Raw genomic sequence first — 26068 nt, 5'->3', positions numbered from 1 at the left:
CTAAATATAAAGACGAAGCCTATTATGGCTTCGTCTTTTGTAGTTTTGCATACCCTTTTACAAATGAACTATTGGACCGAAAGTACAGTCTCCAGCTCAGGGATATATTCCTTGACCATATTGTTGTCTTCCCAGAGTCCTTTAGTCCCAGCTAGGGCTTGACCTTCGGAAATGACTAAGTACGGTTTGATGGTTACGGTATTCGGTATAGTCTTGAAGGGTTCAAAACGAACATTATAAGATTCGCTTAAGGGGTGAGCACCGATGGGCTTCAGTTGAACGCCACGTTCATCGACAATGTCAAATTGAAGAGCGATGACGCCCCCGTTAGCACCCTTATATTTCGAAGGGATAGAAGCGAGCATTTCTTCTACGCTCTGGCCCGGTTTGGTTTTGTACTCAATGGATACCTGCGTTGTGATTGGGGTGATTTCTACCTTACTGATCTGCAAGTTAATGTTATCGTGATGCTTGGTCTCCTCTGAAGTTAGTGCGGTAACAGGCGTTGATTTGGTAACAGGCAGAACGAATTCGAACGGGACATCGTAACCCTTTAACGTTACATTTACAGTCAAGTCAAACTGATCAGGGAACTGGACAGTCTGTGTTGTTGTGCTCGGATCATAATAAGTATTCAAAACCTGAACCATTATGCTGGAAGCAGTCTCACCATCCATGTGTTCGTAACTCCAGAGCAGAGGTTGACCTTTATAGAGAACCTCAAACTTATCCACCGCCCCTTTATTGGCATCTGAAGGCGGCGAATTGGGCTCCGAAGCCAGACGGTTTCCAGGAGTGGTTAGGTTCATAAGAATTCGGGTTCCGTCAAATAACAACGTTGGGATATTCATGGTCACATCGCTATGGGTCACGCTTTGGTTTACGTTTGTGATGAAATCCCCGGCTTGTTGAACACCGGGATCTAAGTTTTTTTCGCCCCATAATGAATAGATTTGTCCCAAAACCGGAATTTGCTTGAGTGCACCAGCCATTGCGGGCGATACAAAGCCGGAAGCGAGGACTGTAACTCCAAGAATTGCAGCGGCTGCAGTGGAAATCAACCACTTATTAAAAGTTCTTGATGCATCCATCTTTCTCTGAATGGGGGAAATGGAATTATCGGTCTCCCTGATGATTTGGTAAGTCTCATTCAGTTTGGAGCGGGCAATATCCGATAACTGAGCGGGAAGTAGGCTTTGGCAGTTCTTTAATTGTTCTTCTAACTTAGTGTTTACCATGTCGCAACTCCATTTCTTGATTGAATTGAGATGAATACTTTAGCTTTTTGCGGGCGCGATGCAGCCGGGTCTTCACAGCAACCGTAGAAATTTCGAGAATGTCGGAAATTTGACGGATCGGCATGTCCTGTAGGTAATGAAGGTGAATGACAATCCGGAGGTTCTCCTCAAGATGTTGAACGGCATCCCATAATTCGATTTTCTCATAATCCTTGGAAGTGGAAGGAACTTCGGGAAGCTCTCCATAAGGGAGGGCTCTTGAGTTGTTTTTGAGCATTTTATTGCATTCATTAATCAGAATCCGGAAGATCCACGTTTTGAAAAAAGCGGGCTCTCTGAGTGTATGGATGTTCTTAAAGGCTTTAAGCATCGTCTCCTGCAGGGCATCTGCACAATCTTCTTCTTTGTTGACGATGGACCTTGCAGTTCTGTATAAAGGTAACTCTATCTCCTGCATCAACTGCACGAATGCTTCAGGGTCCCCAGCTTTGGCTTTGACGACAATAGGATCTATATGCAAAGATTTACCTGCTTTCTTGACTAGAAGTCTTAGGATGTTCGTAACGTTACTTAAATATTAGATCGGGTAGGTAGCTAGAAGGTTACCACAAACATGATTCCATTCTCCGCATCTCGCAATGCTAGCAAGGGGAGAAATTGGTTTTTTTCACAAAAAAATCGCCGTTCAAATTCCCTGTCAGGAATCGGACGACGATTTTTCATAAGCTAGTCAGTTAGTCAATCAATCAATCAATCAATCAATCAATCAATCAATGATATAAATGACCCATTCCCCTTGATCGTTTGGCCGAATAGCGTATAGCATTTTTACATTTTCAACTGTCTTTGCGGCCATATCCAAGCGTTGTCCGGTCACCGTTATATTCACCTGATGTTCGTTGGGTAACATGGAATCGATGCTTTCGATGTCTGTGAATTTGTACTGATATTGTTCGTCATAATAAGGTTCCATAGCATCTGCTAGTTTTTTGTTTACGAACCCGGATTGATAAAGTGTGTGGTCATGCTCAACCAAAGCAGTTAGGTTTTTTTCCAGCACTTCAAGTGCGGGGAGATCATACTCTGTCAATTGATCTGAATATGATTTCAGATTTATCGACAATTCTGCTTTAAAGCTAGTTTCATTTGGCTGCTTGGGTTCTGTGTTTTGCGGCTTCTGCGTATTCATCGCTGGACTTTGGGTTGGCGTATTTGCTCCTGTGCTCGGCTCCTCGATGGGTTTAACATCCCCTGCACATGCTGCCAGAAAGATTAAAGACATCAACATGAGCATTCTTGCAATAGTTTTTAACATCTAACCCCACCTTTTTAAGGATATGTTAGTTAGTCGCGAGAAAATATGGAGAAGTTTCAAGGGCTGAATGAAGCCCGAAAAAGCGAATTAAATCGCTAGTTTTTGTGGATCATCTACAGAGTAACGTCCGCTTACCGCAAGCATGATTGTAGAAATAATGACGAGTATGAAACAGAGCACAAATGAATACCGGTACCCAACAACACTAGCTAATAACCCGCCAACAAGACTGCCAATCAGTCTGCCGATCGTGGATGAATTAGAGTAGAGCGTGGATGCATACCCAGGCATGTTTGGAAGCAGATCCTGAATGTAGCTAATGCCAATCGCTGAAATAACGGCAACAAAAAAGGCAAGCAAAATTTGGGCTGCAAGCATTTGCCACATCGCGCCTGAAGTAATGACAACGAGATAATAAGCTCCTCCGAAAATGGCTCCGCACATCATCAGGATGCGGTTACTGTATTTCGCACTAAGTAGTCCCAGCATGATCATAAAAGGAATTTCCAGCGCAGCACAAATACTGCTGACTAAACCGACATCGCTTGTTGTTCCCCCTAGATTGTTAGTAATAAAGAGGGCAGTATTGATGCTACTCGTCCAGTGGGCTACATACATGAGTATCATAATCAGAAAAGGAAGCAGAACATTACGGTTCTGACCCAACCGGAAACTTTTTACTTTTACTTCTGCAGTACTGCTTTTCACTTCTGTATTTGATTTCAGGAATAGCGAAATAAGTAAGGCAACCAGCAGGAATACTCCGATGGTGCCCGAGAAGATCCCCTTAAACCCAACAGCTGCAATTAGCAGAGTACCGATTAAAGGACCTGTAATAAAGCCGAGAGAGAAAGCAGAACGCAAGGTAGAATTTGCAAACGCAGTATCCGTAAAATCGCTCTTATTCACTGCTTCTCTAGCTATGGCGAACAATTGAGGCATCCCTGGTGCACCGAGGGCGGTGAACACAATCATGTAGATGAATAAGATCGTAAAATCCCCAATGAGCAAGTATCCGCTATAAGCCAGAGCATTACAGAGCGTGGAGACAAGGTAAATGTTTCTTCGATTTAAGCCGAGGTCAGAGCGTCTTCCGATTAGTGTACTGATCCATATCCCGGCAATTAACGTGGTGGCCAGAAAAACACCAAACAGCCCGACAGATACTCCAAGCTGTTCCGTGAAATAAATGGATAAAAAGGGTGCGCTGAGTGAAATCCCCATCCCCTGCAGTAACATACATAAAAAGAGTAAGCCATAAGAGGGAATCGAAAATAGTGCAGTTAGTCGTTTGAACATGTTGTGAAAGTACTCCTCTATATTTGTTTAGATATTTCATAAAAAAAAGCCGTTGAAATTGATTCCAACGGCTTTTTGTATGCTTGTTTTTTTCAAGACCTTATTCAACATCATAATTGATCAGAAAGAATAAGTCTATACTTTCGGCTGGATTTTATTTACTATTGTGAAGCCGGCAAAACCTAATAAATGGAGTGTTGTTAATGGACGCTGCTTGTCATCTCGATAAGGCTGACTTACAGGATTATATTAGTAGGGTTTTTGGCAGCAGTTATTTCGTTGCTCGTGTTTCGCGCATGCATGGCGGCGCACAAAAGGTGGTCTACAAGATTGAGTGCCGTAATGGATTTTCCTGCGTTTTGTATGTGTGGGATCTTTCTATGAATTATTTTAAAGAAGAAAAAGCAAATGAAGATATAAATGAACAATCCTATGGAAGTCATTTATTCGAATTAAATAACAGGTACTTAACACAACATGGAATTCAGACCCCTGCTCTTTATGATCTGAATAAGGAAAGAGATCGTTACTCTTTCGATTATGCTCTGGTTGAATATATAGATGGAAGAATGGCAGAAACCTATTTTCATCATCCCGAGCTACGTGTTCAAGATAAAGTTTTTCAGCGTGTGGGGGAAATGCTTACTGCTATGCATACCCACGAGAGGCATGTTTTTGGGAAAGCAAATGCTAACGAGAGCAGCATGGGACAATGTCATTTATTACAAATGGAAAATGCGAAAGTACAGCTAGCCTATGCCTCCCAACATATTGAGAAGATCAGGTCTAATCAAAGCAAACTGCTCGATAAGTTGTACGAGCTTGAATCAAAAATTGAACCCAGACAGCAATATGGGTTTATTCACGGGGAACTGGGTCCTGACCATGTTATGGTTAATGATAAACTGGAACCTTTCTTGATCGATATCGAAGGAGCAATGTTTTATGATATTGAGCATGAGCATAGTTTTTTGCAGATGAGATTTGGGGATTTCTATCGGTACTTAAAGAACGATGCTCTGGATCATGATAGGTTGTTATTTTATCAATTCCACCATCATGTCTCCTTAACTTCAGGTGGATTAAAGCTGCTGCATAGAGGATTTCCTGATCAACAATTCGCACAAGGCCTAGCTGATTATCAATCGGAACGCGCGCTGAGGTTTATCGAAGGATGAACTAAACAAGGTGTTTGGATTGATAACCTACTGCATGTCCTCGAAAGTAACCTATTAGCCTTCTTCACCCTTTAGGGTGGAGGAGGTTTTTTCGTTATACAACTACAAGGCATAATAAAAGACCGCATCCACTGAAATTACTTCCAGAACTGGCGGTCTGATATCTTCGTTATGAATCAATCTTTATCTGAAAGGGTTAATTAATGAAATTTAACGGTCTTGATGCGAGCCTCTTCTTCATAGCTAAGTGGTTTCGGAGATTGCGGAGTGTGCAGATGGCGCTCCACGGAGTACTCCATTTTCCGGTAGTCCTCATTACCTGTATTCAATGTTGGATTCCAGTTTTCTGTCACCCAATTTTTAAGTTCCTTAAGTCCTGCTAGCATTTCCTCCAGCCTCCTTTGGCGAAGAAACAAAATAGATTTTGTTGTTCTTTGTTTACGCTTTCATTATAATCCTAAACTCCATTTTTTAAAAGGTGTGTCCGTCTGAAAAACACAGATTATTCAGTGAACATTGTGTGTTATTTAGGTTTTGTGCTTCATCTGGAGAGAAGTGTCTCCCTGTAGGAGACACTTTTAGTGAAGCTGAAAGGATACTCATTAGTACCACTTTTTTAAATTATTTTACATCCGTATATCCAACAAATACTGCCCTGAAGAAATAAATTTAGGGTGGAGAATTTACAGGATTATTTTCTAATGAATATGGAAAAATAAATGATTATTAGCTGCGAGTTGCACTGAAAACCATTATTTTGCTAATCATAAATAAGATTGGTGGAAATAAATTTTATTTTTCTAAAAATAGAGAAAATAATTTACAAAAGCAAAATATAATGATATTTTGTTTATGTAGAAAAGAAACCGCTCACAACTTAAGGGGGATTAACAATGACACTCACAAAGTTCCACGGAATTATACCTGCCTTTTATGCCTGCTATGACGATCAAGGAAATATTTCGGAATCCCGGACGCATGCTTTATGTGATTACTTATTTGAAAAAGGAGTTCAAGGTGTATATGTGGGAGGCAGCTCAGGAGAATGTATTTACCAGAGTCTCGACGAACGCAAAGCGGTACTAAGCTACGTAGCTAGTAACCTGAAAGGTAAAATGACACTGATTGCCCACGTGGGTGCCCCTTCCACTAGAGATAGTATTGAGTTAGCGAAACATGCTGCAACCTTAGGATACGATGCATTATCCGCAATCCCGCCTATATATTTCAAGTTACCTGATAGTGCAGTCTATAAATATTGGAGCGAGATTATGGAGGCAACCCCTCTAAGCTTCATCATCTACAACATTCCTCAGACTACTGGATATACACTGACTCCGTCCCTATTTGAGAAGCTGCTTGCGAACAAAAAGGTGATTGGTGTGAAGAACTCCTCTATGCCGACTATGGATATTGAAAGATTCAAAAGAGTGGGTGGAAAAGATGTAGTGGTATTTAATGGACCGGATGAACAATATGTTGCGGGAAGAATCATGGGAGCGGATGCGGGAATCGGTGGAACCTATGCGGTTATGCCTGAGCTGTTCCTGCAAGCAAATGAATTTGTTAAGGCTGGTAAGTTCGAAGAAGCTGGACAAATTCAAAGCGATATCAACGATATTATCATCGCCCTTTGTTCGCTCAAAGGTGCCATGTATGCCGGAATAAAAGAGATTCTAAAATTAAGAGGCGTAAACATTGGTAGCGTAAGAGCACCGCTTGAGGCAGTAGCCGCTGAAGATGCTGGTCCGATCGCAGACATTATGAAATTGATTGATCAAGCTATTGAAAGATATTGCGGTTAAGACAAATGAAGAAATCCATCGTATGCTTTGGCGATTCTAATACTTGGGGCTACGACGCAGAGACAGACCGCAGATTTAAGGATGATATTCGTTGGACGGGAATTCTTCATACAGAATTGGGTGACGCCTACCGTATGATCGAAGAAGGGCTTCCCGGCAGAACAAGTGTCAGTGAGGACCCTCTATTTGAAGGACTTTCTGGAATTTCCTATATCTATCCCTGCCTGATGTCACATTCGCCATTAGACTTGGTTGTGATCATGCTTGGGACCAATGATACCAAAGAAAGGTTTGGATTAACTTCTTATAACATCGCACAAGGTATTGTTAGACTGGCTCTTAAAGCTAAAGGTAGCGGTGCAGGACCTGAGGGGAAGGCTCCAGAGGTTCTAGTAATCGCGCCCCCTCCGATTGGAGCAGAGTATATTCATACCCCTATTGGCAAACCAATGGGTAGCGGATGTAGTGAGAAGTCTATGGAGCTCGCTGAGCATCTTGCAGCTTTGCTAACGGGAACTGGTATCCACTTTGTAGATTCCAGAGACCATGTATCGATGAATGAAATTGATTATATGCATCTTGATCCGCAAGGACATCGCAACATGGCCGATTTAGTGCAATACCATGCTAAACGGATTTTAAATTAAAGGTTCTATGCTTTCGAAGCGAGTTTTGTACGAAGAGATTCAGAGAAGATAATGCTCACAAAACTTTAAGCGTATGCTTTCGATGCGAGTTTTGTACGTAGCGATTCAGAGAAGGTAATGCTCACAAAACTTTTAGGGAGGTTTATAAATGAAGAAAAAACGTTTACTCTCGACAATGGTTGCGCTAATGGTGATTATTTCTTTAATTTCAGGTTGCTCAGGTAACAATGCTGCGAGTTCTAATACATCCGATAATTCTTCTGCATCTGGGAAGGAAAAAGTGGCGATCAGAGTATGGCTGACTCCACAGTGGAAGGGTGTTGTGGATGCCACGGAGGCAGGCGCGGACTATGATAGCTTCCTAAAGCACGCCGCTGAGAAATTCAAAGCACAATATGATAAATACGATGCAGATATTCAAATAGAGGTCATTGCTGGAGATCAGCGCGATCAATTGCTTAACGTTAACTTAAGCGGAGGAACACCTCCAGATGTGTTCTTTGAGAGTGTATTCCCGATGGGCGATTACGTTCACCGGGGAGCATTGGTTCCTTTGACCGACATCATTGATGAAGACGCGAAAAGCGATATTGCTCAAAACTACTGGGACGCTGTAACGTTCGGAGAAGATATTTATTTCTATCCATTCCAGCACAACCCAGGCACCTTGGTTTACAACGCGGACATGTTTAAAGCAGCAGGCTTAGAAAAGTTTGTGGGTGAAGAATCCGAAATCAAAACTTGGAACTTGGATGAATATCAACAAATTCTTGAGGGTCTGAAAAACAATCTGCCGAAGGATAAGTATTCCAATGCATATCCAATGGCATTATTCGCTGTAAATAATCAGGGCGATACATGGAACCTTGCCTATATGAGAATGTTCGGCAATAAGTTCTTTGATGATCAAGGCAACATTGTCCTGAATGATGAGAACGGAGTTAAAGCTGCAACTTGGCTGAAAAACCTATATGACGGCGGATATACAAATCCAGGTGCAGAATCTGTTTCTTCTAATGATGCCAATGCTATGTTCCAAAATCAGCAATTAGCAATCAGTTTCACTAACCCGATTCTGTTTAATGGTGCGAAAGCAAATATGGCGGACGGTACGGCAGCGAAATTCGATATGAGACTTGCTAATATTCCGTCGGAAAGCGGAGATCCTCTATCCTTTACTTATGTAGTAGGCGCTAGTGTATTCAAGTCCAAAGATGCTAAGAAGACTGAAGTAGCTAAGGATTTCGTGAAGTTCTTCTCAAGCGATCCTGAGTTAGTTAAATCCTCTAAGAATGGTATTCCTGTAAGAAGTTCTGTAGCCGAAGCACTTAAAGCAGAAAATCCACTGTTTGCAGCTTACGATGCCAACTCTAAATATTTGTTCAACTTCACAGGCAACGTTCCAGGATACAGCCAATTAAGAGAGGTCTTATATCCAGAGCTACAAGCACTTTACATGGGAGCTAAGACACCGGAACAGTTTGTGCAAGATTATCAGGCAAGTGGCAACAAGGTGATTGAGACCAATAAAGCTGGCTCTGTAATTTTCCAATAATCTAAGACCAGATAAACAATACACGATTGACAGCCTTTAGGGTCTGAAGAGACTCTAGGGCTGTTAATTAGAAAGGTAAACGATATGAAACTACGTAGTAATTACCTAAAAGAGAATATTACAGGTTATCTGTTTATTTTACCTCAGATGATAGTATTCTTAGCCTTTCTTGTCTATCCGATCTTAGAAGGGATGCGGCTGAGTCTATACCAGATTAATTATGACAGCGAGAAGTTTGTGGGTTTTGCCAATTACACCACATTGTTTAATGATCCGGTATTTTTTAAGGCTACTATCAACACCGTTGTGTTCGTAATATTTATCGTTCTACTTACAGTGGGGTTTGCATTGTTCGTAGCCTCTGCGGTATTTGATAAGAATGCTAAGTACGTTTCCTTTATTAGAGGAAGTTATTATATCCCGGTAATGGTGTCCATGGTGGTTATGAGTATGGTCTGGAGCTTTTTGCTGAATCCGGCTAACGGACTTATCTCTTATCTATATAAAGACATGGGACTAGGGACGATTAATCTGCTGGGAAATCCAAAGACGGTTCTGCCAGTCGTGATATTTGTAACCTTCGCAACTAACGTGGGCCAGGCAATTATTCTGTATATAGCTGCGATGATTGGTGTCTCGAAAGAGCTTTTTGAAGCAGCAGAAATCGATGGTGCTAGCAGATGGCAAGTGATTACAAAGATCCTGATTCCTTCGGTAGGACCTACAACAACTTATATTACGATTATCAATATTATTGCCGTATTAAAAATCTTTGTAGTTATTCAGTTATTGACCGGTGGCGGACCGAACAATTCCTCCGTAACGCTGATGTACTACCTTTATAATAATGCCTTTAAATATAACCAACTCGGTGTAGCTTCTGCGGTAGGGGTTATCATGTTCGTGATTACATTGATACTGTCTGTGCCACAGCTACGAAGCATTATTAAGGTGAAGTGAGGGGGAATACAACATGTCGAAGATTAAAAACAAGAAAAAGAGAGAGAAGTTTGATGTGATATCGAATGTGATCATTATCCTCTTCGCACTCCTTAATCTTTTTCCACTATATTGGTTATTCACAAGTTCACTCAAGAACAGCTCGGATGTTGTGAAGATGCCTCCAGACTGGTGGCCCAAATCGATTACATTCTCCAACTATGTGGATGTATTTCAGAACCAGCCGGCTTTAAGATGGACGTTTAATAGTATTTATGTATCAGGTATTTCTACTATTTTGGTTATCGTTGTAGGCTCTATGGCCGCCTATGCGTTCTCAAAGATTAATTTTAAAGGTAAAAATATAATCTTCATTATCTTTATATCTAGTTTGATGATTCCTAAAGAAATTATGATTGTGCCCTTATTCCGGATCACCCAACAATTTGGAATGGTAAATAGTTATAACGGTATGATTTGGCCGAACGTGGCGGGTGCATTTGGAGTGTTCCTATTAAAGGGATTCTTCGATTTAACCCCTAATGCCTTAAGAGAAGCCGGGAGAATAGATGGTGCAAATGAATGGAGAATCTTCACGCGCATCATGTTGCCTATTGTCAAACCTGGTATTGGAGCCTTATTTATTCTGAATTTCGTGCAAGTCTGGAATGATTATTTGTGGCAGCTGGTTATAGGCCAAGAGAACAAAATGAAAACATTAATGGTTGGTACTGCGACCTTAATGCAGGATTTGAATCCTAATTTCGCTTATAAAATGGCCGGAGCTACCATCGCTGCAATTCCGATGTTGCTAGTGTTCATGTTATTCCAACGGTTCTTCACCAATGGGATTACGGCAGGAGCAGTTAAAGAATAAATAAAAATGTGGAGTGGGTTACTGATGAATACTGAAAATAATGTACTTAAAAAAATAAAACATAAACTAGTCGTCTCCAGTCAAGCCTTACCAGAAGAACCGCTGCATAGCCCGTTTATTATGGGGAGAATGGCTTATGCTGCTTATTTAGGCGGGGCTTCTGGAATTCGGGCAAACAGCGTAGCGGATATTCAAGAAATCAAAAAGCAAGTGAATCTGCCGATCATTGGGATAATCAAAAAGGTGTATGAAGGCTCTGAAGTCTTTATTACACCCACTCAAAAGGAAGTCGATGAGCTGTACCGCGAAGGGGTAGATATCATTGCTATGGATGCTACAGACCGGATTCGCCCGGACGGATCTACTATTTCTGAACTTTTTCCACTTTTAAAAGAGACCTATAAAGATCAACTGTTTATGGCGGATTGTTCTACATTTGCGGAAGCTGCGAAGGCTGTTGAGCTGGGATTTGATCTGATAGGAACTACCTTGAGCGGTTATACCGAGGCTACTAAAGGCCGCAACTTGCCAGATTTTGAATTGGTTCAACAAATCGTCAACAACTTCTCTGTTCCCGTTATAGCTGAAGGTGGGGTTTCCACTCCTGAAGAATTAAAGACCATGTTTGATTTAGGTGTGTATTCAGCAGTGGTTGGCTCTGCGATCACGAGACCGATGGAGATTACGAAGCGGTTTGTGAACGCTATTCAGTAGAACGCCAGAGAGGGTAGATGGGAATGAGAATTGTAGCCGTAGATATTGGCGGTACCAATACCAAGATGTGTATATGCGATAAACAGGGGAGTGTACATGACTTCAAGGAGTATGCAACAGAAAGCTACTTGGGGGGACCCCATGTAATCTCGAGAATGCTGGAAAAGATTGCAGAATACGATCATTTTGATGCCATTGCCATAAGCACCGCGGGCCAAGTTAATGCAGAAGAAGGATTTATTGTCTATGCTAACGAAAATATACCTAGATATACTGGAATGAAAATTAAGGATATTGTCACCCATCATTTTTATAAACCTGTTATGGTAGAGAACGATGTGAATTCAGCAGCATTAGGCGAAGCTTATTATGGAGCTGCTCAGAGCTTTAACAATTTCTTATGTCTAACCTTTGGCACAGGCATTGGCGGTGCGATCGTCATTAATCGCCAAATCTATAAAGGGGCTAATGGGGTAGCGGCTGAATTTGGCCATATCTTTACTCACCCATTGTCGGCCCCATCCGGAGTAGAAGGACTGCCGTATTATGAGAAATACGCTTCAACTACAGCTTTAGTGAAGATGGCTCAGCTGGCAGATCCCGAATGCACGGACGGAAAAGCTTTATTTGATAAAATACAGAGCGGAAATGAGCAGCTTGAACGTATTTTAGATCTATGGATTACTGAAGTGGCTGTGGGTTTAGCCTCTATCACACATATCTTCAATCCATCCGCGATTATTATTGGTGGCGGTGTAATGGAACAAGAAGATTTGGTTCGAAGGGTAGAAGAACGCACGAAGTCTTTGATTATGGAAAGCTTTGCGGGAGTGAGAATTGTTAAAGCCTCATTAGGGAATAAGGCAGGTCTGCTGGGAGCTTCCTCCTTATTCGTACATTAATTTATTGAAAAGGAGGGGCTTTTTTGCGGACAATCAGTATTTTTTCTTCAATTCATTCTAAATACAATAATTTGACGAATACGGAGAAGAAGGTAGCGGACTACGTACTGGAGAATACGAGAAGTGTAGTCTACATGTCGATTACTGATCTTGCAGATGCATGTGATGTTGGGGAATCAAGTATATTTCGATTTTGCAAATCTTTAAGTTATAAAGGGTATCAAGAGTTCAAGATCGCATTGGCACATAGCATCACTGTGGAGAATGAGATCCCGCAGCTTACCGATCAAATTCTGATGGATGATACGATTGAAGCTGTTGCTTCTAAAGTGCTGACCACGAATGTAAGTGCACTCAACGAGACCTATAATTTAATTGATATACAGAAGATCAGTGAGGCCATTGAGTATTTGATTAATGCAGAACGTGTATTGTTTTTCGGTGTGGGCTCTTCTCTAGTCACAGCTATGGAAGCCAAGATTAAATTTATGCGCATTACGAACAAAACGGAATGTTTAATGGATTCACATCTGCAGATGATGTCGGCAGCGTTGATGTCTAACCGGGATGTCGCTGTTGTGATTTCTTATTCCGGCTCGACCAAGGATAGCATTGAGGTTGCGAGAAAAGCAAAGGAACGAGGAGCCAAAGTAATATCCATTACTAGGTTTGAAAAGTCACCGTTAACCTCGTACTCCGATCTGACCCTGCTATGTGGTGCTAATGAAGGACCGCTGCAAGGGGGTTCATTATCTGCAAAGATATCGCAGCTCTATCTGCTTGATATTTTATATGTAGAATATTTCAAGAAGACTAGTGAGCAATCCATAATCAATAAAGAAACTACAGCTTCAGCAGTCAGTGAGAAACTGGTTTAGCACATTAAGATGTGAGGGGAATGGGAAGTTATGATCTTAGGTTCTTTGTCATCTTGGGAAGAGCATATCAAGTATGAGAATCCTGTCATTGTTGAGGCTATTGAGGAATTGAAAGTAATCTTACAACATGATCCTGATCTTGGGCGAATCGAAATCCGCGGGAACGAAATGTATGCTTCGATTATGGCTCTGGAGGCAAAATCGCTGGAGGAACAAGCCGCAGAGAAGCATGAGACTTATATTGATGTGCATTATCTGATCGAAGGTGAAGAAACGATTGGCTGGGCACCCCTGCAAGAAGGGATCGAGCCCATTAAGCCTTACGATGCCGAAGGAGAATATGCGCTTTATCCCCCATCAGCAGATGAAATATTGTTATCTTTGAAGCCTGGAATGTTCGCGGTCTTTTTCCCTCATGATGTTCACAGACCGGGTATGGGTCAACCGGGGCAGCAGATTAAAAAAGCTGTCATTAAAATCCATACAAATCTACTAACTCCATAACATAGAGATTGAGGCTGGTAGCGGAACCATTCCGCTGTCAGCTTTTTTTGCGTCGCTTCTATTTACTTATATCTAAATTTATAAATATACAAAATATAAAGATTGGTGGTAAACTTAACATGCCTAAAGCTTTTTTGGTAGAGCTTAAGGATTTTTTTGCATGCACATTTATGAGTGAGCAAAGAATATTACAGAGAATTACACTATAGAAAGAATAATGGAGGCAGGAGAGTTAAATGAAGAATAAAGGTCTAAAGAGAATGTTGTTGTTATCTATGATGGTTGTTGTCATCGCTGCACTTGCAGTCGGTTGTGGTTCGAAAAATAATACAAATACAGAATCGTCAGAGGGAGCTGCTCCAGAGGCTGCAAAAGAAGTTACCTCCTTGTCGCTCGGTTTATTACCCTCGATTGATGCTATTCCTTTTATCATCGCACATGAACAAGGTTTCGATAAAAACCACGGTGTGGATCTGGACATCCAGACGTTTAAAAGCGCCAAAGATCGGGATGTAGCTTTTCAAGCAGGCAAGCTGGATGGTCTAAGTGCTGACCTGGTTGCGATCTCCATTTACAATGAGGCTGGACTGGATGTGAAGATCACCAGTACAACTTTTGGGGAATTTGATTTGCTGACTGGAAATGAATCGATACAGGATGTGAAGGGTTTGAAGGGGAAAACCGTGATTTTGTCCAAGAATACCTCCACACAATATACAGTGGCCATGATGCTGAAACAAGCAGGTCTGACCGAAGATGATATTACAGTGACAGAGGTTCCACAGATTCCGACCCGGTTAGAATTGCTTAAGAATAATAAGGCGGATGCGGCTATTTTGCCAGAACCTTTTGTAACGATGGGCAAAACCTCAGGCCTGCGTGTACTGAGCTCAACGATAACTGCGGGAGTAAATCCGTTCGTATTAGCTTTCCCGCAAACTGCAATTGATGCCAAAGCAGAAGCTATCCGCAGTATGTATGCTGCTTATGATGAAGCAGTAGCTTATATGAAATCCCATGAACAATCTGAATATATCGATCTTGTAATCAAAGAAGTAGGATATCCAGAAACATTAAAAGATGAGATCAAGGTACCAGATTATGTACCAGCTTATCAAGTGGATGTGAAGGAAGTAGAGGCTGCATTTGCTTGGGGACGGGAAAAAGGTTTGCTTAGCAAAAATATCTCGGCTGAAGATGTGATTTCTGATGTCCAATTCAAGAAATAAAGGACTCGCCATAAAGGATCTGAAAGTAGAATATAAGAGCGGACAATTAGCCTTAGGTCAGGTGGATTTATCTTTGCCGGAACATGGGATCTACACCATTATCGGACCCTCTGGCAGCGGAAAATCAACCTTATTACGGGCGATTGCGGGCTTGCTGCCTAGCTATCAGGGACAAATTCTTTTTAATGAGAAATCTGTACATGAGAAAGAAACGTTAATCGGGCTGGTGCCGCAGAACTACGGGCTTCTTCCTTGGAAGACTGTACATGATAATATTCAGATAGCGATGAAGATTACGCATACGGCAAGTTCATCCAAGCAAGAACGGGAGACGCAGATTAAGCAGTGGCTTTCGTCGATGGGGATCTCTGATTTAGCAGAACGTTATCCCTTATCCCTCAGTGGAGGCCAGCAGCAAAGAGTAGCGATTGCCAGAGCTTTTGCCATTTTGCCTACTATTCTGTTGCTGGACGAGCCATTCTCTGCACTCGATGCGATAACAAGGGAAACGCTGCAGGTCCTCTTTTTAGAGAACTGGCTGGCTAACCCAACGACTACGTTATTTGTCACTCATGATGTGGAAGAAGCGATTCTGCTGGGGCAAAAGATTATCGTCATGCCGTCCAACAAAGAAACTACGCCTGAAATTATTGATAATCATTTGGTGTTTCATATGAGGCATGAGGATAAGCGGGACAGTGTGGATTACTTTGAGCAGACTAAGCGGATTAGAAAGGTAATGCAGGAGATATGGTAAACAAACGTCGACTTCATCATCTAGTAAGGCTTCTATTTGTATTTGTCTGTATGAATGTAGTCTGGTATATCGCATTTTTACTTATGAACCATTCGATTCTGCCAAGTCCCTTTGCTGTATATAAGGCGATGTTTCAGTTAGGGGCGCAGGATATTGCTATAAATGTAGGGTATAGCTTGTTCAGAATTTTTGCAGGTGTGGTACTGGCGTTAATTATTGGACTGCTTATAGGTCTTCTAATGGGACGTTCATTGACCTGGAACAAACTGCTGGACCCTGTGGTTTACTTGACCTATCCTGTTCCCAAAATTGCCCTGCTTCCAGTAGTGATGCTGTTCTTCGGGCTTGGGGAGACGTCCAAAATCCTAATGATCATGCTGATTTTATTGTTTCAGATCATCATTTCGGTAAGGGATGGGGTTAAGGCTATTCCGGACAATACCTATGATGTCTTAACTAGTATAGGTGCCAGCGCTGTGCAGAAGTTCTGGCATGTGACACTGCCGGGTGCATTGTCAGTAATTCTGAGTACGATTCGTATTTCGCTTGGAACGGCGATATCTGTACTGTTTTTTACGGAGATCTATGGAACAGAGCATGGTATGGGCTTTTTCATCATGGATGCGTGGTTAAGATTAGATTATCCGGAGATGTATGCGGGAATTATGTTGTTCAGCTTGGTCGGTTTTATTCTCTTCTTGCTTGTTGATTTTCTTGATTACAAGTTTATGAAGTGGCGGAACTAAATTTAGTTGGAGATTGAACTATAGCTTTCCTTTGCCTGAGTTTAGGCAAGGGGGAGCTTTTTTTATATGATTTTTTGGGGGCAATACAATTAATTTTAGTTTCATTATTATTTGAATGGAAAAATAAAACAGTAAAATAAATGAAGAAAAAAATGAAAATTAAACTTACTTAGGGCTGTAAACCCCCGTTTATTTTAGAAAAATATAAAGATGGTGAGATGAAAAGAGGGAATTTGTTTTAAAAAAACTAATAAATCTCTTAATTTCTTGCAAAACTATTGGAAATTATATTCATAAAAGTATAAAAAGGTTTAGTTTAATTTATTTACAACCAGATTTTAGTATGGTATTTTATCAATGGAAACGGATTCATTTAGGTTTTGTGAAATGATTTTAAGTTATTACGAATGGAAGGATCTGTTCACTTCATAAAAATGAAAACGCTAATAAAAAGTTGGAGGGAATTATCTTTGAATAAATATGGACGGAAGCTATGGCTTACGGTGCTGATTTTCGTGATTGTGATTGGCGGGCTGACGTATTATTGGGCTTCTAAGGGCGAAAACCCAGCAACACTGTCTCAGGAGTCTGCCAAAGAAGCAACGGGTGAAGCGGGAAAGGAAACTCTTCCAACGGCGACAGCAGCTAACACAAGTAGTGGAACCGCATATACGTTGACTGTGGATACGGGGAATCCGGGAGCTAAGATCAGCCCGATGTTGTACGGAGCCTTTTTCGAAGAGATTAATCATGCGGGAGATGGAGGGCTATATGCAGAGCTGATTTCCAATCGTTCCTTTGAGGATAGTTCGGTCACACTGTTCAATTGGTGGATTGATGAAAAAGGAGGGAGTAAAGGGAAGCTTGCTCTGACCAGCAGTAAGCTTTTGAACGATGCTCAGACCCAGGCAATGGCTTTAACAGTATCATCAGCTGCCGAGGGTGGTTCGGTATCTGCTGTGAATAATGGTTACTGGGGGATTGCTTTGATGAAGGAGGCCAGTTACAAGTTGTCTTTCTATGCGCGGCCAGAGCCAGGGGACAATATGCCACTGCGTATAACGTTAGAGAGCCCAGATGGCAAAGAGCTATATGCAGAACAGACCGTTGATAAGTTAAAAGAAGGATGGCATCCATATACATACACACTGACTTCTACAGGTACTGTAGCAAACGCACGAATTGTAATCTCTGCTGCCAATGTAGGGACTGTTTATCTCGATATGGTGTCTTTGTTTCCTGAGACTTGGAACAACAGGGAGAATGGGCTTCGCATCGATTTGGCTGAAAAGGTAGCTGCGATGAAACCCGCATTCGTTCGTTTTCCGGGGGGATGTTTTGTGGAAGGGAAAACGCCAACTGATGCTTATCAATGGAAGAACACCATTGGTCCGATTGAAACGCGTCCCGGTCATAAGGGATATTGGGATTACCGCTCCTCAGATGGGCTGGGCTTTCACGAATATCTGCAATGGGCCGAAGATCTGAAAGCGGAACCATTATATGTAGCTTATATCGGGATTTCACATAACGGAGATCCTATAGCCAAGCAGAATACCGTTCCAGTCAGTGAAATTCAGCCATGGATACAAGATGCGCTGGACGCCATTGAATATGCAAACGGACCGGTTACTAGCAAATGGGGGGCACAAAGAGCCGCCAATGGTCATCCGGAGCCTTTTAATATGAAATATGTAGAGATTGGTAACGAAAACAATTTCCAGATGAGTGAATATATTAAGCGTTATGGCTTGTTTTATAAAGCAATTAAAGAGAAGTATCCAGAGATTCATCTCATTGCCAATGCGGCAGTTGAAGGTGAGCCTATCGAGATGGTTGATGAGCATTACTATGAAACCACTGAATGGTTCCTCAGCAACTCGAACAGATACGATACTTATGACCGGAGTGGTCCTGAGATTTATGTTGGTGAGTATGCGGTAACCAAGGGTGCCGGAGAAGGCAATCTGAACGCTGCAATCGGCGAGGCCGCTTTTATGATGGGCATGGAACGGAATTCTGATATCGTAAAAATGTCCTCTTATGCCCCGTTGTTTGTGAATACGAAGGATCGTACTTGGAACCCGGACGCTATTGTGTTTGATTCATCGACTAGCTACGGAACACCTTCTTATCATGTGCAGCAGATGTTCGGAAGCGATAAGGGGGATGTAGTTCTTCCAACCTCACTTGTGGCTCTAGGTCAAGAAGAAACCTCCGGTAAGCAATCCATTCAAGGTGGAATTGGTTTGGGGACTTGGGCCACCCAGGTAGAGTACAGCGATGTACGAGTAGCGAAAGGTGATGACGTTCTTTTTGAAGATCATTTCAAGAAGGATTCCGGAGCCTGGACTCTAAACAATGGGGACTGGGAACAATCCAAGGGTACTTTTAAGCAGACTTCTAATGATATTGATATTCGCGCAGTTGCCGGTGAGGCTTCCTGGAGTGATTATACACTTTCTCTTAAGGCGAAAAAGACTGGCGGAGCAGAAGGTATGCTCATTATGTTCGGCTCTAAAGATGAAGGCAACTTCTATTGGTGGAATCTTGGCGGCTGGGGAAATACGCAGAGCGCGATTGAAAAATCAGTAGGTGGAACAAGAGCAGTCATCGGAAGAACGGTTCCTGTAAGGATTGAGACTGGGAAATTGTACGATATCCGCATTGAATTATCAGGTGCTAATATCCGGCTCTATCTCGACGACGAGCTTATACAAGAGGTGAACGATGAAAGTCCAGCAGGGCCGCTGTTCCAAACTGCGAGCCGTGATCTTGCCACAGGTGAGCTGATCGTTAAAGTCGTTAATGCGGGTGACACTGCTCAGCGCACGGATGTTTCTTTTACCGGACTTGCCACATCAAGCCTGGAAGGAACAGCTACCGTACTTCAGTCGGACGATTTAAATGCTGAGAATAGCTTCGCTGAACCTGACAAGGTGGCACCTGTAACTCAAAAGGTAAGTGTAGACAAAGGTAGTCTGGAGTTTGAATTCCCGAAATATTCCGTGACCGTGTTAAGACTAAAGGAAGGGGGGAAATAGCCGGTCACGGAGGGAGGTTCACTCCTTCACTATAAACAAGCATTTATTTGTTCAATTTAAGAGGGAGGTTAGGTTATGAGTTCGAAAAGAAAAACGAGCAGTTTAGTCGTATGTATGGTAATGGTTTTTGTGCTTATTCTGTCAGCCTGTAGCAGCGCTGGAAGCTCAACGACGAATCAAAATGCAGCTAACAACGGTAAAACGAACACTGAAAAAACTAATAATGCTAGTGAACCAACCAATGCAACAGCTACTGAGGGCACGGAAGCAGTAGATCCTGCCAACGACCTGCCAAGCAAAGATATTCAAGGTGAGGTTACCGTTTGGGCCTTTAATGAAAAAGTGTTCGAGGAAGTCGGCGCTGCATTTATGGCTGAATATCCTGGAATCAAGTTGAAGACGGTAGTTATGCCCTTTGGCGACCTGCATGACAAGCTGCAAACGACAATCGCCGCAGGTAGCGGGGCACCGGACGTAGCAGAAGTAGAAATGTACCAGTTGAATCGCTATATGGCGGGCAATGTGCTGGAGAATCTTTTGGAAGAGCCTTATAACGCTGGAAAATATAAAGATCTGGTTGTTCCATATAACTGGGAGCGTTGGATGACACCAGACAGCTCACAGCTGCTTGGTATGCCTTGGGATATGACACCGGGGGTTTATTACTACCGTGCAGACATTTTTGAAGAGCTTGGATTGCCAAGTGATCCTGCTGAGCTTGGCGAATACATGCAAGATGAAGAGAATCTCTTGAACCTGGCTCAAATTTTGAAAGCTAACGGTAAATATTTCATGGAGTGGAGCGATGGCCCGATCGTATGGGCAGGAGATGAAGTCGGCTACTTTGATAAGGATATGAACTGGACACGTAATACGGACAAAATGGTGAAGGTTCTTGATATTACAAAACGTGGACAACAGCTGGGCTGGGCACCTCATATCGGTTATGGCTCAGACGAAGGTAAACAGCTAGTTCTAAAAGGTGATTTGGTTGGTGTCGTATCGGGTTCATTCGGAGCACGCGGACTTCAAGAAACATTCCCTGAGCTTGCCGGAAAATGGAAGGTAACCCGGTTGCCAATAGGAATTAACGTGGGAATGGGCGGATCAAGCTTTGTTATCCCTTCGCAAAGCAAAAATAAAGAAGCGGCATGGGCTTACATTCAGTGGAGCATGAGAAGTGAAAATGCTTGGAAAATTTGGACAAAACATTCCATTCAGCCGGGTTACAAGGATATTTCCAGTCTTGATTGGTACGCAAACACTAAAAATGAATATCTGGGTGGGCAAGAGGAATTTAAACTATATGAGCAATTAAGCAACGATATTCCAGTCAAACACCTTACACCAGTAGATAACAAGGGCTGGGAAATCTTTATAGCCGCGATCGGTGATGCACTGGCTAAGAACACAGATTCCAAGACGGCTATTCAAAAAATTGGTGATGATGTCTTGAAGCAAGCTTCCAAAGAAATTGCTGCCTTTAAAAAGGCAATGGGAATGCAGCCGTAAGGAAATCTAATAACAGGAGGGGCAGCCTGCAATTGCCAGAGCTGCCCTGCTTGTATTCACTTAAGTCCGAGAGGCCCGTAAAGATGGGAGGAGACCGATGCGTGTTACGCATACTGCGAAAATATAAGATTAGTTTGTTGTTACTGGTACTTTTAGGAGTCTCCCTAGTGTGGTGGAATCAATCACGAGGGTTTGATAATTCAGCGATGGATGGCATCCCCGTTTATGCGGATGTTGATGAAAGCTCTATTTTAGAAAGCGATAGTGTGAATTCAAAACTCGAAGCCTCTTACTTAAGCTATTACGAGGAAAAACAACAGGATGGTGCAAAGGACTCATCGGATTTTACGCTTGCTATTCCTTCGGCGGATTATAAGGCCATTAGTTCTGAAGGTACAGAGGTAATGACGGATCTTGGTGGAAAACCCGGCAAGGTACTAGCGCTTAAAGCAGAGGATAGCTGGGTGGAATATACATTTACGGTTCCGGCAGATGGGTTGTATCAGATGGGGATGGAGTATTATGCCCTTCCTGGTAAACGATCCTCGATCATTCGAAGCGTAAAGATTGATGGGGAGTATTTATTCTCTCAAGTAAAAAAAATGGAATTCCAGCGGATGTGGAAGGAAAGTGCAGAGCCATGGCTGGACAATCAAGGGAATGAATTTAATCCCAAGCGGGAAGAGGTAACAGGCTGGCAATATCGGGAGTTTCGAGATGCCGAGGCCAGAACTGCGGATCCCTTTCGCTTTTATCTGACCAAAGGGGAGCATACGGTGAAGCTGGAAGCCATCCGAGAGCCGGCCGCACTTAGTGAACTGAGAATATTTTCTCCAGAACCGCTCCCGACTTATGCGGAAGTGAAGCAGGAGTATGAGAATAAGGGTTACAAGCCTGTTCAGAATCAAGTGATCAAAATTCAGGCAGAAGAATCCTCCCTTCGTTCAGATCCAACGCTGAAGCGGATCGAGGACCGGGAGCCACTCACCGAACCTTTTAACAAAGATGCTATTGTGCTTAATAGTTTTGGGGGTGTCGGGTGGCGTACGGGTGGACAATGGGCGGAATGGGATTTCGAGATTCCTGAGTCAGGGCTCTACAATATCGCAATTCGTTACGGCCAGTGGTTCCTAAACGGGATACCGGTGGAACGCCGGATTATGATTGATGGCGAGGTACCGTTCCAAGAGCTGAATGCCTTGAAATTCCCTTACAAAGCGGAATGGCAAGTAAACAAGCTGGGAAATGAGGACGGAGAATACTTCTTTTATCTCGAACAAGGCAAGCATACGTTGCGGATGGAAGTTCAAGTATCGGGTGTAGGCGGAATGATTGAAGCTGTGCTGAACACTACACATAAAATGTCTCTTTTGGGACGTGAAATCACGCAGGTAACGGGAACGAACCCTGATCCAAACGGGGATTGGCAGCTGGAGCAGAACATTCCTAATCTTGTGCCACGTTTACATTTGATGGCGCGGACGTTGGATGATGCTGTGCAGGATATGTATGCTTTTGGCGTTGCTGATGGAAGCTCTGAGCTGAGTACGCTTTATGAAGCACGTGATCGGTTCCTGGAAATGGCGAAGGATACCTCAAGTATTCCAGGTCGTCTTCAGCAATTTACGGATCTGCAGTCATCGCTTGGCTTATGGGTCAACGGATTAATGAAGCAGAGTATTGTAATGGACTATATTGAAGTGAAGTCGGAAGATCAGCCATGGCCTAAAGACGCGGCTCCTTGGTATACCCGTGTAGGGACGATGACGTATGACTTCTTTAGTTCTTTTACAAAGGATTACAGCGGCATAGGGAATACGTACAAAAATGAAAAGGTGCTGGATGTCTGGATCTCTCGTGGACGTGATTGGGCGGAGATCATTAAGCAAATGGTGGATGAGGACTTTACACCAAACACGGGCATCAAGGTGAACGTCAATATTATTCCTACGCTTGCAGCGGATCAGAAGCAGATTCTGTTATTAGCCAATACTGCCGGACTTGCTCCCGATGTGGCACTGGGGGTTGAGGGTGAAGTGCCGATTGACTTCGCGGTGCGGAATTCACTCGTGAATCTGAATGAATTCTCAGATTATCAAGAGGTTGCTGAACGTTTCAGAGCGGGTGCACTGATTCCTTATAAGTATGATAACGGAGACTTCGCATTGCCGGAGAATCAGAACTTCACGATGCTCTTTTACCGGAAAGATATTATGGCACAGCTGGGCATTAGCGAGAAGGATATTCCGAATACGTGGCAAGAGGTTATGGAACTGATTCCTGTGCTGCAACAAAACGGGATGGACTTCTATTATCCACATGCCCCGAACAATCCGAGTCTAGCCATTAATGAGTTTGCGCCGTTCTTATTCCAGTATGGCGGGGATTTCTATAAGAATAATGGGATGTTGTCTGATCTGGATTCACCAGAAGCACTGACAGCTATGAAAATGTGGACGGGACTCTTTACGAACTACAAGCTGCAGAAACAAGCGGATTTCTATAACCGTTTCCGTTCTGGAGAGATGCCAATCGGCGTTGCTGATTATTCCACATACATTCTGTTATCTACTGCCGCACCTGAATTGACAGGCTGGTGGGGCATGAAACCAATGCCGGGTATTGAACAAGCAGATGGACAGATTAACCGTTCTACAGGCGGGCTTGCACAGACAGGAATTATTTTTAAGGATACGGATATGAAAGAAGAGTCTTGGGAGTTCTTGAAATGGTGGACCAGTGCGGATGCACAGGAGAACTTCGGCTCAGAGCTTGAGTCTTTGCTGGGTGTTGAAGCTCGTTGGAATACAGCCAATGTTGAAGCACTCAAACGTCTGCCGTGGCAGCAAGATGATATCGACGCCATTATGGAACAGTGGGAGTGGTTTAAAGAGCGCGAAGTGGTGCTTGGAGGATATTACACGACCCGGCATATCGCCAACATCTGGAATGAAATTGTGCTCAACGGTAAATTCCCGCGGGAGGCGATGGAGCAAGGTGTGCGTGAAATCAATAAAGAGCTCAGTAAGAAACGCGAAGAGTTCGGAATTGAAACTTCCCAGACTTCAAGCGCCAAAGAGGAAGGAGGTCAGAAATGAGTAGTGAAATAATTACACCGGCACAGAACGAAGCCGTACAGATGCAGCCGACGAAAACTCCCGGGAAATGGACTCAGCTTTGGTTAGATATCAAGAAAAATAAAGTTTCCTATTATTTCTTGGCCCCTTTCCTGATTCTATTCACCGTTTTTACTATTGTTCCTATTATCATGTCCGTCGTTCTAAGCTTCAGCTATTACAACATTATTGAGACACCGAGATTCATTGGCTTCTCTAACTATAAGCTGTTGTTTGTAGACGATGATATCTTTCTTAAAGCTGTTGGGATTACGCTGAAATTTGCCATTATTACAGGTCCGATAGGTTATATTATGGCCTTCTTGCTGGCCTGGCTGATTAGCCAGATTCCGCAGAAGTTCCGCTTTTTCTATACCCTATGCTACTATGTGCCATCGATTACAAGTGCAGTAGCAATGTCCGTGGTTTGGTTGTATTTGTTCGCCGGAGACCGCAAGGGGTTGCTCAATCACTGGCTCATTCAGCTGGGGATTATCAATGAACCTTATTTATTTCTACAAAATGTAGATTCGATCGTACCGGTGATCATCATAGTTTCCTTATGGATGAGTATGGGGGTAGGTTTCCTTGCTTTTCTGGCCGGACTTCAAAATGTACCGACAGATTTATATGAAGCTGGCTCAATTGATGGGGTCAAGTACCGCTGGCAGGAGCTATGGTACATTACGATTCCATGCGTCAAACCACAGCTGTTATTCGGTGCGGTGATGCAGGTGGTCGGTTCGCTTACCGTATTTGACGTCAGTATGCGGCTTGTTGGATTTCCGAGTCCCCTTTATGCAGGCCATACGATTATGGCGCATCTGTTCGACTACGCATTTATCCGCTTTGAGATGGGATATGCGTCAGCGATTGCTGTATTACTGTTCGCTTTGATGCTTGGGCTCAACCGTCTCATCTTCAAAGTGCTGGGGAGGGATTAGGATGCACAAAATAAATTTACGGCGTATTGACTATGGCAGCATCTTTTTATATCTGTTCTTAACGGTGTTTGGCCTAATTATGCTGCTGCCACTTGTCTATATGGCAGTGACTGCTTTAAAACCAACAAGCGAACTATTCCTGTTCCCACCGCGGTTTTTCGTAGTGAATCCGACGTTGGTGAACTTTCGTGATTTGCTGTTAATTACCGGAACTTCGGCGGTGCCGTTCTCACGGTTTATTTTCAATAGCGTGGTCGTTACATCGGGGATTGTGGTCGGGGGTGTCTTAATTTCAGCAATGGCGGCTTATCCGCTTGCCAAGCACAATATGCCATTTAAAAGCGCTATCTTTAGTATGATTGTGGCGGCGCTGATGTTCTCACCTTTAGTATTGCAAATTCCGCAATATCTGCTGATTAGCCGCAGCGGATTAATGAATTCGTATTTTGCAATGATCTTACCTTATCTGGCTGCACCGATGGGAATGTTTCTTATGACCCAGTTCCTGCGGCAGCTTCCAGATGCTTTATTAGAGGCGGCCCGCATAGACGGGGCTTCAGAATGGAAGGTATTCTGGGTGGTTGTGATGCCAATGCTTAAGCCGGCGATTTCGACTTTTGCTTTATTTAGCTTTATTTCTGCTTGGAATGATCCGTATCCTTCAATGGTGTATACGACTGTTCAGGAAATGAAGACATTGCCGCTTGCCATCCAAACCATCAGTGGTGGAGCCGGAGTCGTTGCTAGGGTAGGTACTTTGGCAGCAGCAAGCTTCTTGATGATTCTCCCGACTATTCTTGTCTTTATATTAACGCAGCGGATGGTGCTTCAGACAATGGCCCATTCGGGGCTGAAGGAATAGGGGGAGT

23 protein-coding genes are annotated in these 26068 nt (G+C 43.0%); 18 read left to right on the top strand and 5 right to left on the bottom strand.

Annotated elements, in window-relative coordinates; genetic code table 11:
• Nucleotides 1-68: 68 nt before the first annotated feature.
• From NSQ55_RS24860 to NSQ55_RS24845, 4 genes are all read right to left on the bottom strand, one after another.
• On the bottom strand, nt 69-1238 hold the full coding sequence (locus tag NSQ55_RS24860) for a DUF4179 domain-containing protein (protein WP_339169596.1): 1170 nt from the start codon (nt 1236-1238) through the stop codon (nt 69-71).
• On the bottom strand, nt 1225-1758 hold the full coding sequence (locus NSQ55_RS24855) for a sigma-70 family RNA polymerase sigma factor (protein WP_076303271.1): 534 nt from the start codon (nt 1756-1758) through the stop codon (nt 1225-1227). Before NSQ55_RS24855 ends, NSQ55_RS24860 begins: the two co-directional genes overlap by 14 nt.
• A gap of 246 nt (nt 1759-2004) precedes the next feature.
• Complete coding sequence (locus tag NSQ55_RS24850; protein WP_339169594.1) at nt 2005-2553, bottom strand: hypothetical protein; 549 nt, start codon at nt 2551-2553, stop codon at nt 2005-2007.
• Nucleotides 2554-2640: 87 nt separating this feature from the next.
• Nucleotides 2641-3852 carry a sugar efflux transporter gene (locus NSQ55_RS24845; RefSeq protein WP_052097297.1) on the bottom strand — a complete coding sequence of 404 codons (1212 nt, stop codon included), beginning with the start codon at nt 3850-3852 and terminating at the stop codon, nt 2641-2643.
• Between the two features lie 248 nt (nt 3853-4100).
• Here NSQ55_RS24845 and NSQ55_RS24840 point away from each other — a divergent pair, with 248 nt between their 5' ends.
• The gene (locus tag NSQ55_RS24840; protein ID WP_339174599.1) at nt 4101-5030 is read left to right on the top strand and encodes a phosphotransferase; all 930 of its coding nucleotides are present in this window, start codon (nt 4101-4103) and stop codon (nt 5028-5030) included.
• Between the two features lie 200 nt (nt 5031-5230).
• Here NSQ55_RS24840 and NSQ55_RS24835 read toward each other — a convergent pair whose 3' ends face one another.
• Nucleotides 5231-5416, bottom strand: coding sequence for a hypothetical protein (locus NSQ55_RS24835; protein ID WP_036679656.1), 186 nt, complete (start codon nt 5414-5416; stop codon nt 5231-5233).
• 507 nt (nt 5417-5923) lie between these two features.
• Between NSQ55_RS24835 and NSQ55_RS24830 the strand changes: the two genes are divergently transcribed.
• From NSQ55_RS24830 to NSQ55_RS24750, 17 genes are all read left to right on the top strand, one after another.
• Nucleotides 5924-6835 (top strand): dihydrodipicolinate synthase family protein, encoded by a 912-nt coding sequence (locus NSQ55_RS24830; protein ID WP_038573110.1) that lies wholly within the window; start codon nt 5924-5926, stop codon nt 6833-6835.
• Nucleotides 6836-6840: 5 nt separating this feature from the next.
• On the top strand, nt 6841-7482 hold the full coding sequence (locus tag NSQ55_RS24825; RefSeq protein WP_076186401.1) for an SGNH/GDSL hydrolase family protein: 642 nt from the start codon (nt 6841-6843) through the stop codon (nt 7480-7482).
• A gap of 148 nt (nt 7483-7630) precedes the next feature.
• On the top strand, nt 7631-9037 hold the full coding sequence (locus tag NSQ55_RS24820; RefSeq protein WP_339169591.1) for an extracellular solute-binding protein: 1407 nt from the start codon (nt 7631-7633) through the stop codon (nt 9035-9037).
• Nucleotides 9038-9121: 84 nt separating this feature from the next.
• Nucleotides 9122-9997, top strand: a complete 876-nt coding sequence (locus tag NSQ55_RS24815) for a sugar ABC transporter permease (protein WP_339169590.1) — start codon at nt 9122-9124, stop codon at nt 9995-9997.
• Between the two features lie 13 nt (nt 9998-10010).
• Nucleotides 10011-10853: a carbohydrate ABC transporter permease gene (locus NSQ55_RS24810; RefSeq protein WP_081382492.1), complete on the top strand. Its 843-nt coding sequence runs from the start codon at nt 10011-10013 to the stop codon at nt 10851-10853.
• A gap of 24 nt (nt 10854-10877) precedes the next feature.
• Nucleotides 10878-11567 (top strand): N-acetylmannosamine-6-phosphate 2-epimerase, encoded by a 690-nt coding sequence (locus tag NSQ55_RS24805; protein ID WP_036679646.1) that lies wholly within the window; start codon nt 10878-10880, stop codon nt 11565-11567.
• A 23-nt stretch (nt 11568-11590) separates the two neighbouring features.
• The gene (locus tag NSQ55_RS24800) at nt 11591-12469 is read left to right on the top strand and encodes an ROK family protein (RefSeq protein WP_339169587.1); all 879 of its coding nucleotides are present in this window, start codon (nt 11591-11593) and stop codon (nt 12467-12469) included.
• A gap of 23 nt (nt 12470-12492) precedes the next feature.
• Nucleotides 12493-13347, top strand: coding sequence for a MurR/RpiR family transcriptional regulator (locus NSQ55_RS24795; RefSeq protein ID WP_051491079.1), 855 nt, complete (start codon nt 12493-12495; stop codon nt 13345-13347).
• Between the two features lie 30 nt (nt 13348-13377).
• The gene (locus tag NSQ55_RS24790) at nt 13378-13851 is read left to right on the top strand and encodes a YhcH/YjgK/YiaL family protein (protein ID WP_076281915.1); all 474 of its coding nucleotides are present in this window, start codon (nt 13378-13380) and stop codon (nt 13849-13851) included.
• Between the two features lie 236 nt (nt 13852-14087).
• On the top strand, nt 14088-15080 hold the full coding sequence (locus tag NSQ55_RS24785) for an ABC transporter substrate-binding protein (protein ID WP_339169584.1): 993 nt from the start codon (nt 14088-14090) through the stop codon (nt 15078-15080).
• Nucleotides 15061-15837 carry an ABC transporter ATP-binding protein gene (locus NSQ55_RS24780; RefSeq protein WP_339169582.1) on the top strand — a complete coding sequence of 259 codons (777 nt, stop codon included), beginning with the start codon at nt 15061-15063 and terminating at the stop codon, nt 15835-15837. Before NSQ55_RS24785 ends, NSQ55_RS24780 begins: the two co-directional genes overlap by 20 nt.
• Nucleotides 15831-16583 carry an ABC transporter permease gene (locus NSQ55_RS24775; protein WP_081383954.1) on the top strand — a complete coding sequence of 251 codons (753 nt, stop codon included), beginning with the start codon at nt 15831-15833 and terminating at the stop codon, nt 16581-16583. The genes NSQ55_RS24780 and NSQ55_RS24775 overlap by 7 nt, the downstream gene beginning before the upstream one ends.
• A gap of 470 nt (nt 16584-17053) precedes the next feature.
• Complete coding sequence (locus NSQ55_RS24770; protein WP_339169579.1) at nt 17054-19627, top strand: alpha-L-arabinofuranosidase C-terminal domain-containing protein; 2574 nt, start codon at nt 17054-17056, stop codon at nt 19625-19627.
• Nucleotides 19628-19702: 75 nt separating this feature from the next.
• On the top strand, nt 19703-21139 hold the full coding sequence (locus tag NSQ55_RS24765; RefSeq protein ID WP_339169578.1) for an extracellular solute-binding protein: 1437 nt from the start codon (nt 19703-19705) through the stop codon (nt 21137-21139).
• Nucleotides 21140-21306: 167 nt separating this feature from the next.
• Nucleotides 21307-24237: an extracellular solute-binding protein gene (locus tag NSQ55_RS24760; RefSeq protein ID WP_280753685.1), complete on the top strand. Its 2931-nt coding sequence runs from the start codon at nt 21307-21309 to the stop codon at nt 24235-24237.
• Entirely contained in the window at nt 24234-25199 is a 966-nt protein-coding gene (locus tag NSQ55_RS24755) for a sugar ABC transporter permease (RefSeq protein WP_052097291.1), read from the top strand. Before NSQ55_RS24760 ends, NSQ55_RS24755 begins: the two co-directional genes overlap by 4 nt.
• Before the next feature lies 1 nt (nt 25200).
• Nucleotides 25201-26061 carry a carbohydrate ABC transporter permease gene (locus NSQ55_RS24750; protein WP_339169575.1) on the top strand — a complete coding sequence of 287 codons (861 nt, stop codon included), beginning with the start codon at nt 25201-25203 and terminating at the stop codon, nt 26059-26061.
• Nucleotides 26062-26068: the final 7 nt, after the last annotated feature.

Source organism: Paenibacillus sp. FSL H7-0943 (genome assembly GCF_037963265.1).
Taxonomy (GTDB): Bacteria; Bacillota; Bacilli; order Paenibacillales; family Paenibacillaceae; genus Paenibacillus_AQ; species Paenibacillus_AQ odorifer.
This window is presented reverse-complemented; position numbering and strand designations above follow the sequence as displayed.

Excerpts from the sequence above, each read along its gene's own strand:
- NSQ55_RS24775 (WP_081383954.1), top strand. The coding sequence starts at position 15,831 with ATGGTAAACAAACGTCGACTTCATCATCTAGTAAGGCTTCTATTTGTA.
- NSQ55_RS24785 (WP_339169584.1), top strand. The coding sequence starts at position 14,088 with ATGAAGAATAAAGGTCTAAAGAGAATGTTGTTGTTATCTATGATGGTT.
- NSQ55_RS24805 (WP_036679646.1), top strand. The coding sequence starts at position 10,878 with ATGAATACTGAAAATAATGTACTTAAAAAAATAAAACATAAACTAGTC.
- NSQ55_RS24815 (WP_339169590.1), top strand. The coding sequence starts at position 9,122 with ATGAAACTACGTAGTAATTACCTAAAAGAGAATATTACAGGTTATCTG.
- NSQ55_RS24830 (WP_038573110.1), top strand. The coding sequence starts at position 5,924 with ATGACACTCACAAAGTTCCACGGAATTATACCTGCCTTTTATGCCTGC.
- NSQ55_RS24810 (WP_081382492.1), top strand. The coding sequence starts at position 10,011 with ATGTCGAAGATTAAAAACAAGAAAAAGAGAGAGAAGTTTGATGTGATA.
- NSQ55_RS24800 (WP_339169587.1), top strand. The coding sequence starts at position 11,591 with ATGAGAATTGTAGCCGTAGATATTGGCGGTACCAATACCAAGATGTGT.
- NSQ55_RS24850 (WP_339169594.1), bottom strand. The coding sequence starts at position 2,553 with ATGTTAAAAACTATTGCAAGAATGCTCATGTTGATGTCTTTAATCTTT.
- NSQ55_RS24845 (WP_052097297.1), bottom strand. The coding sequence starts at position 3,852 with ATGTTCAAACGACTAACTGCACTATTTTCGATTCCCTCTTATGGCTTA.
- NSQ55_RS24860 (WP_339169596.1), bottom strand. The coding sequence starts at position 1,238 with ATGGTAAACACTAAGTTAGAAGAACAATTAAAGAACTGCCAAAGCCTA.
- NSQ55_RS24780 (WP_339169582.1), top strand. The coding sequence starts at position 15,061 with ATGTCCAATTCAAGAAATAAAGGACTCGCCATAAAGGATCTGAAAGTA.
- NSQ55_RS24820 (WP_339169591.1), top strand. The coding sequence starts at position 7,631 with ATGAAGAAAAAACGTTTACTCTCGACAATGGTTGCGCTAATGGTGATT.
- NSQ55_RS24825 (WP_076186401.1), top strand. The coding sequence starts at position 6,841 with ATGAAGAAATCCATCGTATGCTTTGGCGATTCTAATACTTGGGGCTAC.
- NSQ55_RS24790 (WP_076281915.1), top strand. The coding sequence starts at position 13,378 with ATGATCTTAGGTTCTTTGTCATCTTGGGAAGAGCATATCAAGTATGAG.
- NSQ55_RS24750 (WP_339169575.1), top strand. The coding sequence starts at position 25,201 with ATGCACAAAATAAATTTACGGCGTATTGACTATGGCAGCATCTTTTTA.
- NSQ55_RS24835 (WP_036679656.1), bottom strand. The coding sequence starts at position 5,416 with ATGCTAGCAGGACTTAAGGAACTTAAAAATTGGGTGACAGAAAACTGG.
- NSQ55_RS24755 (WP_052097291.1), top strand. The coding sequence starts at position 24,234 with ATGAGTAGTGAAATAATTACACCGGCACAGAACGAAGCCGTACAGATG.
- NSQ55_RS24765 (WP_339169578.1), top strand. The coding sequence starts at position 19,703 with ATGAGTTCGAAAAGAAAAACGAGCAGTTTAGTCGTATGTATGGTAATG.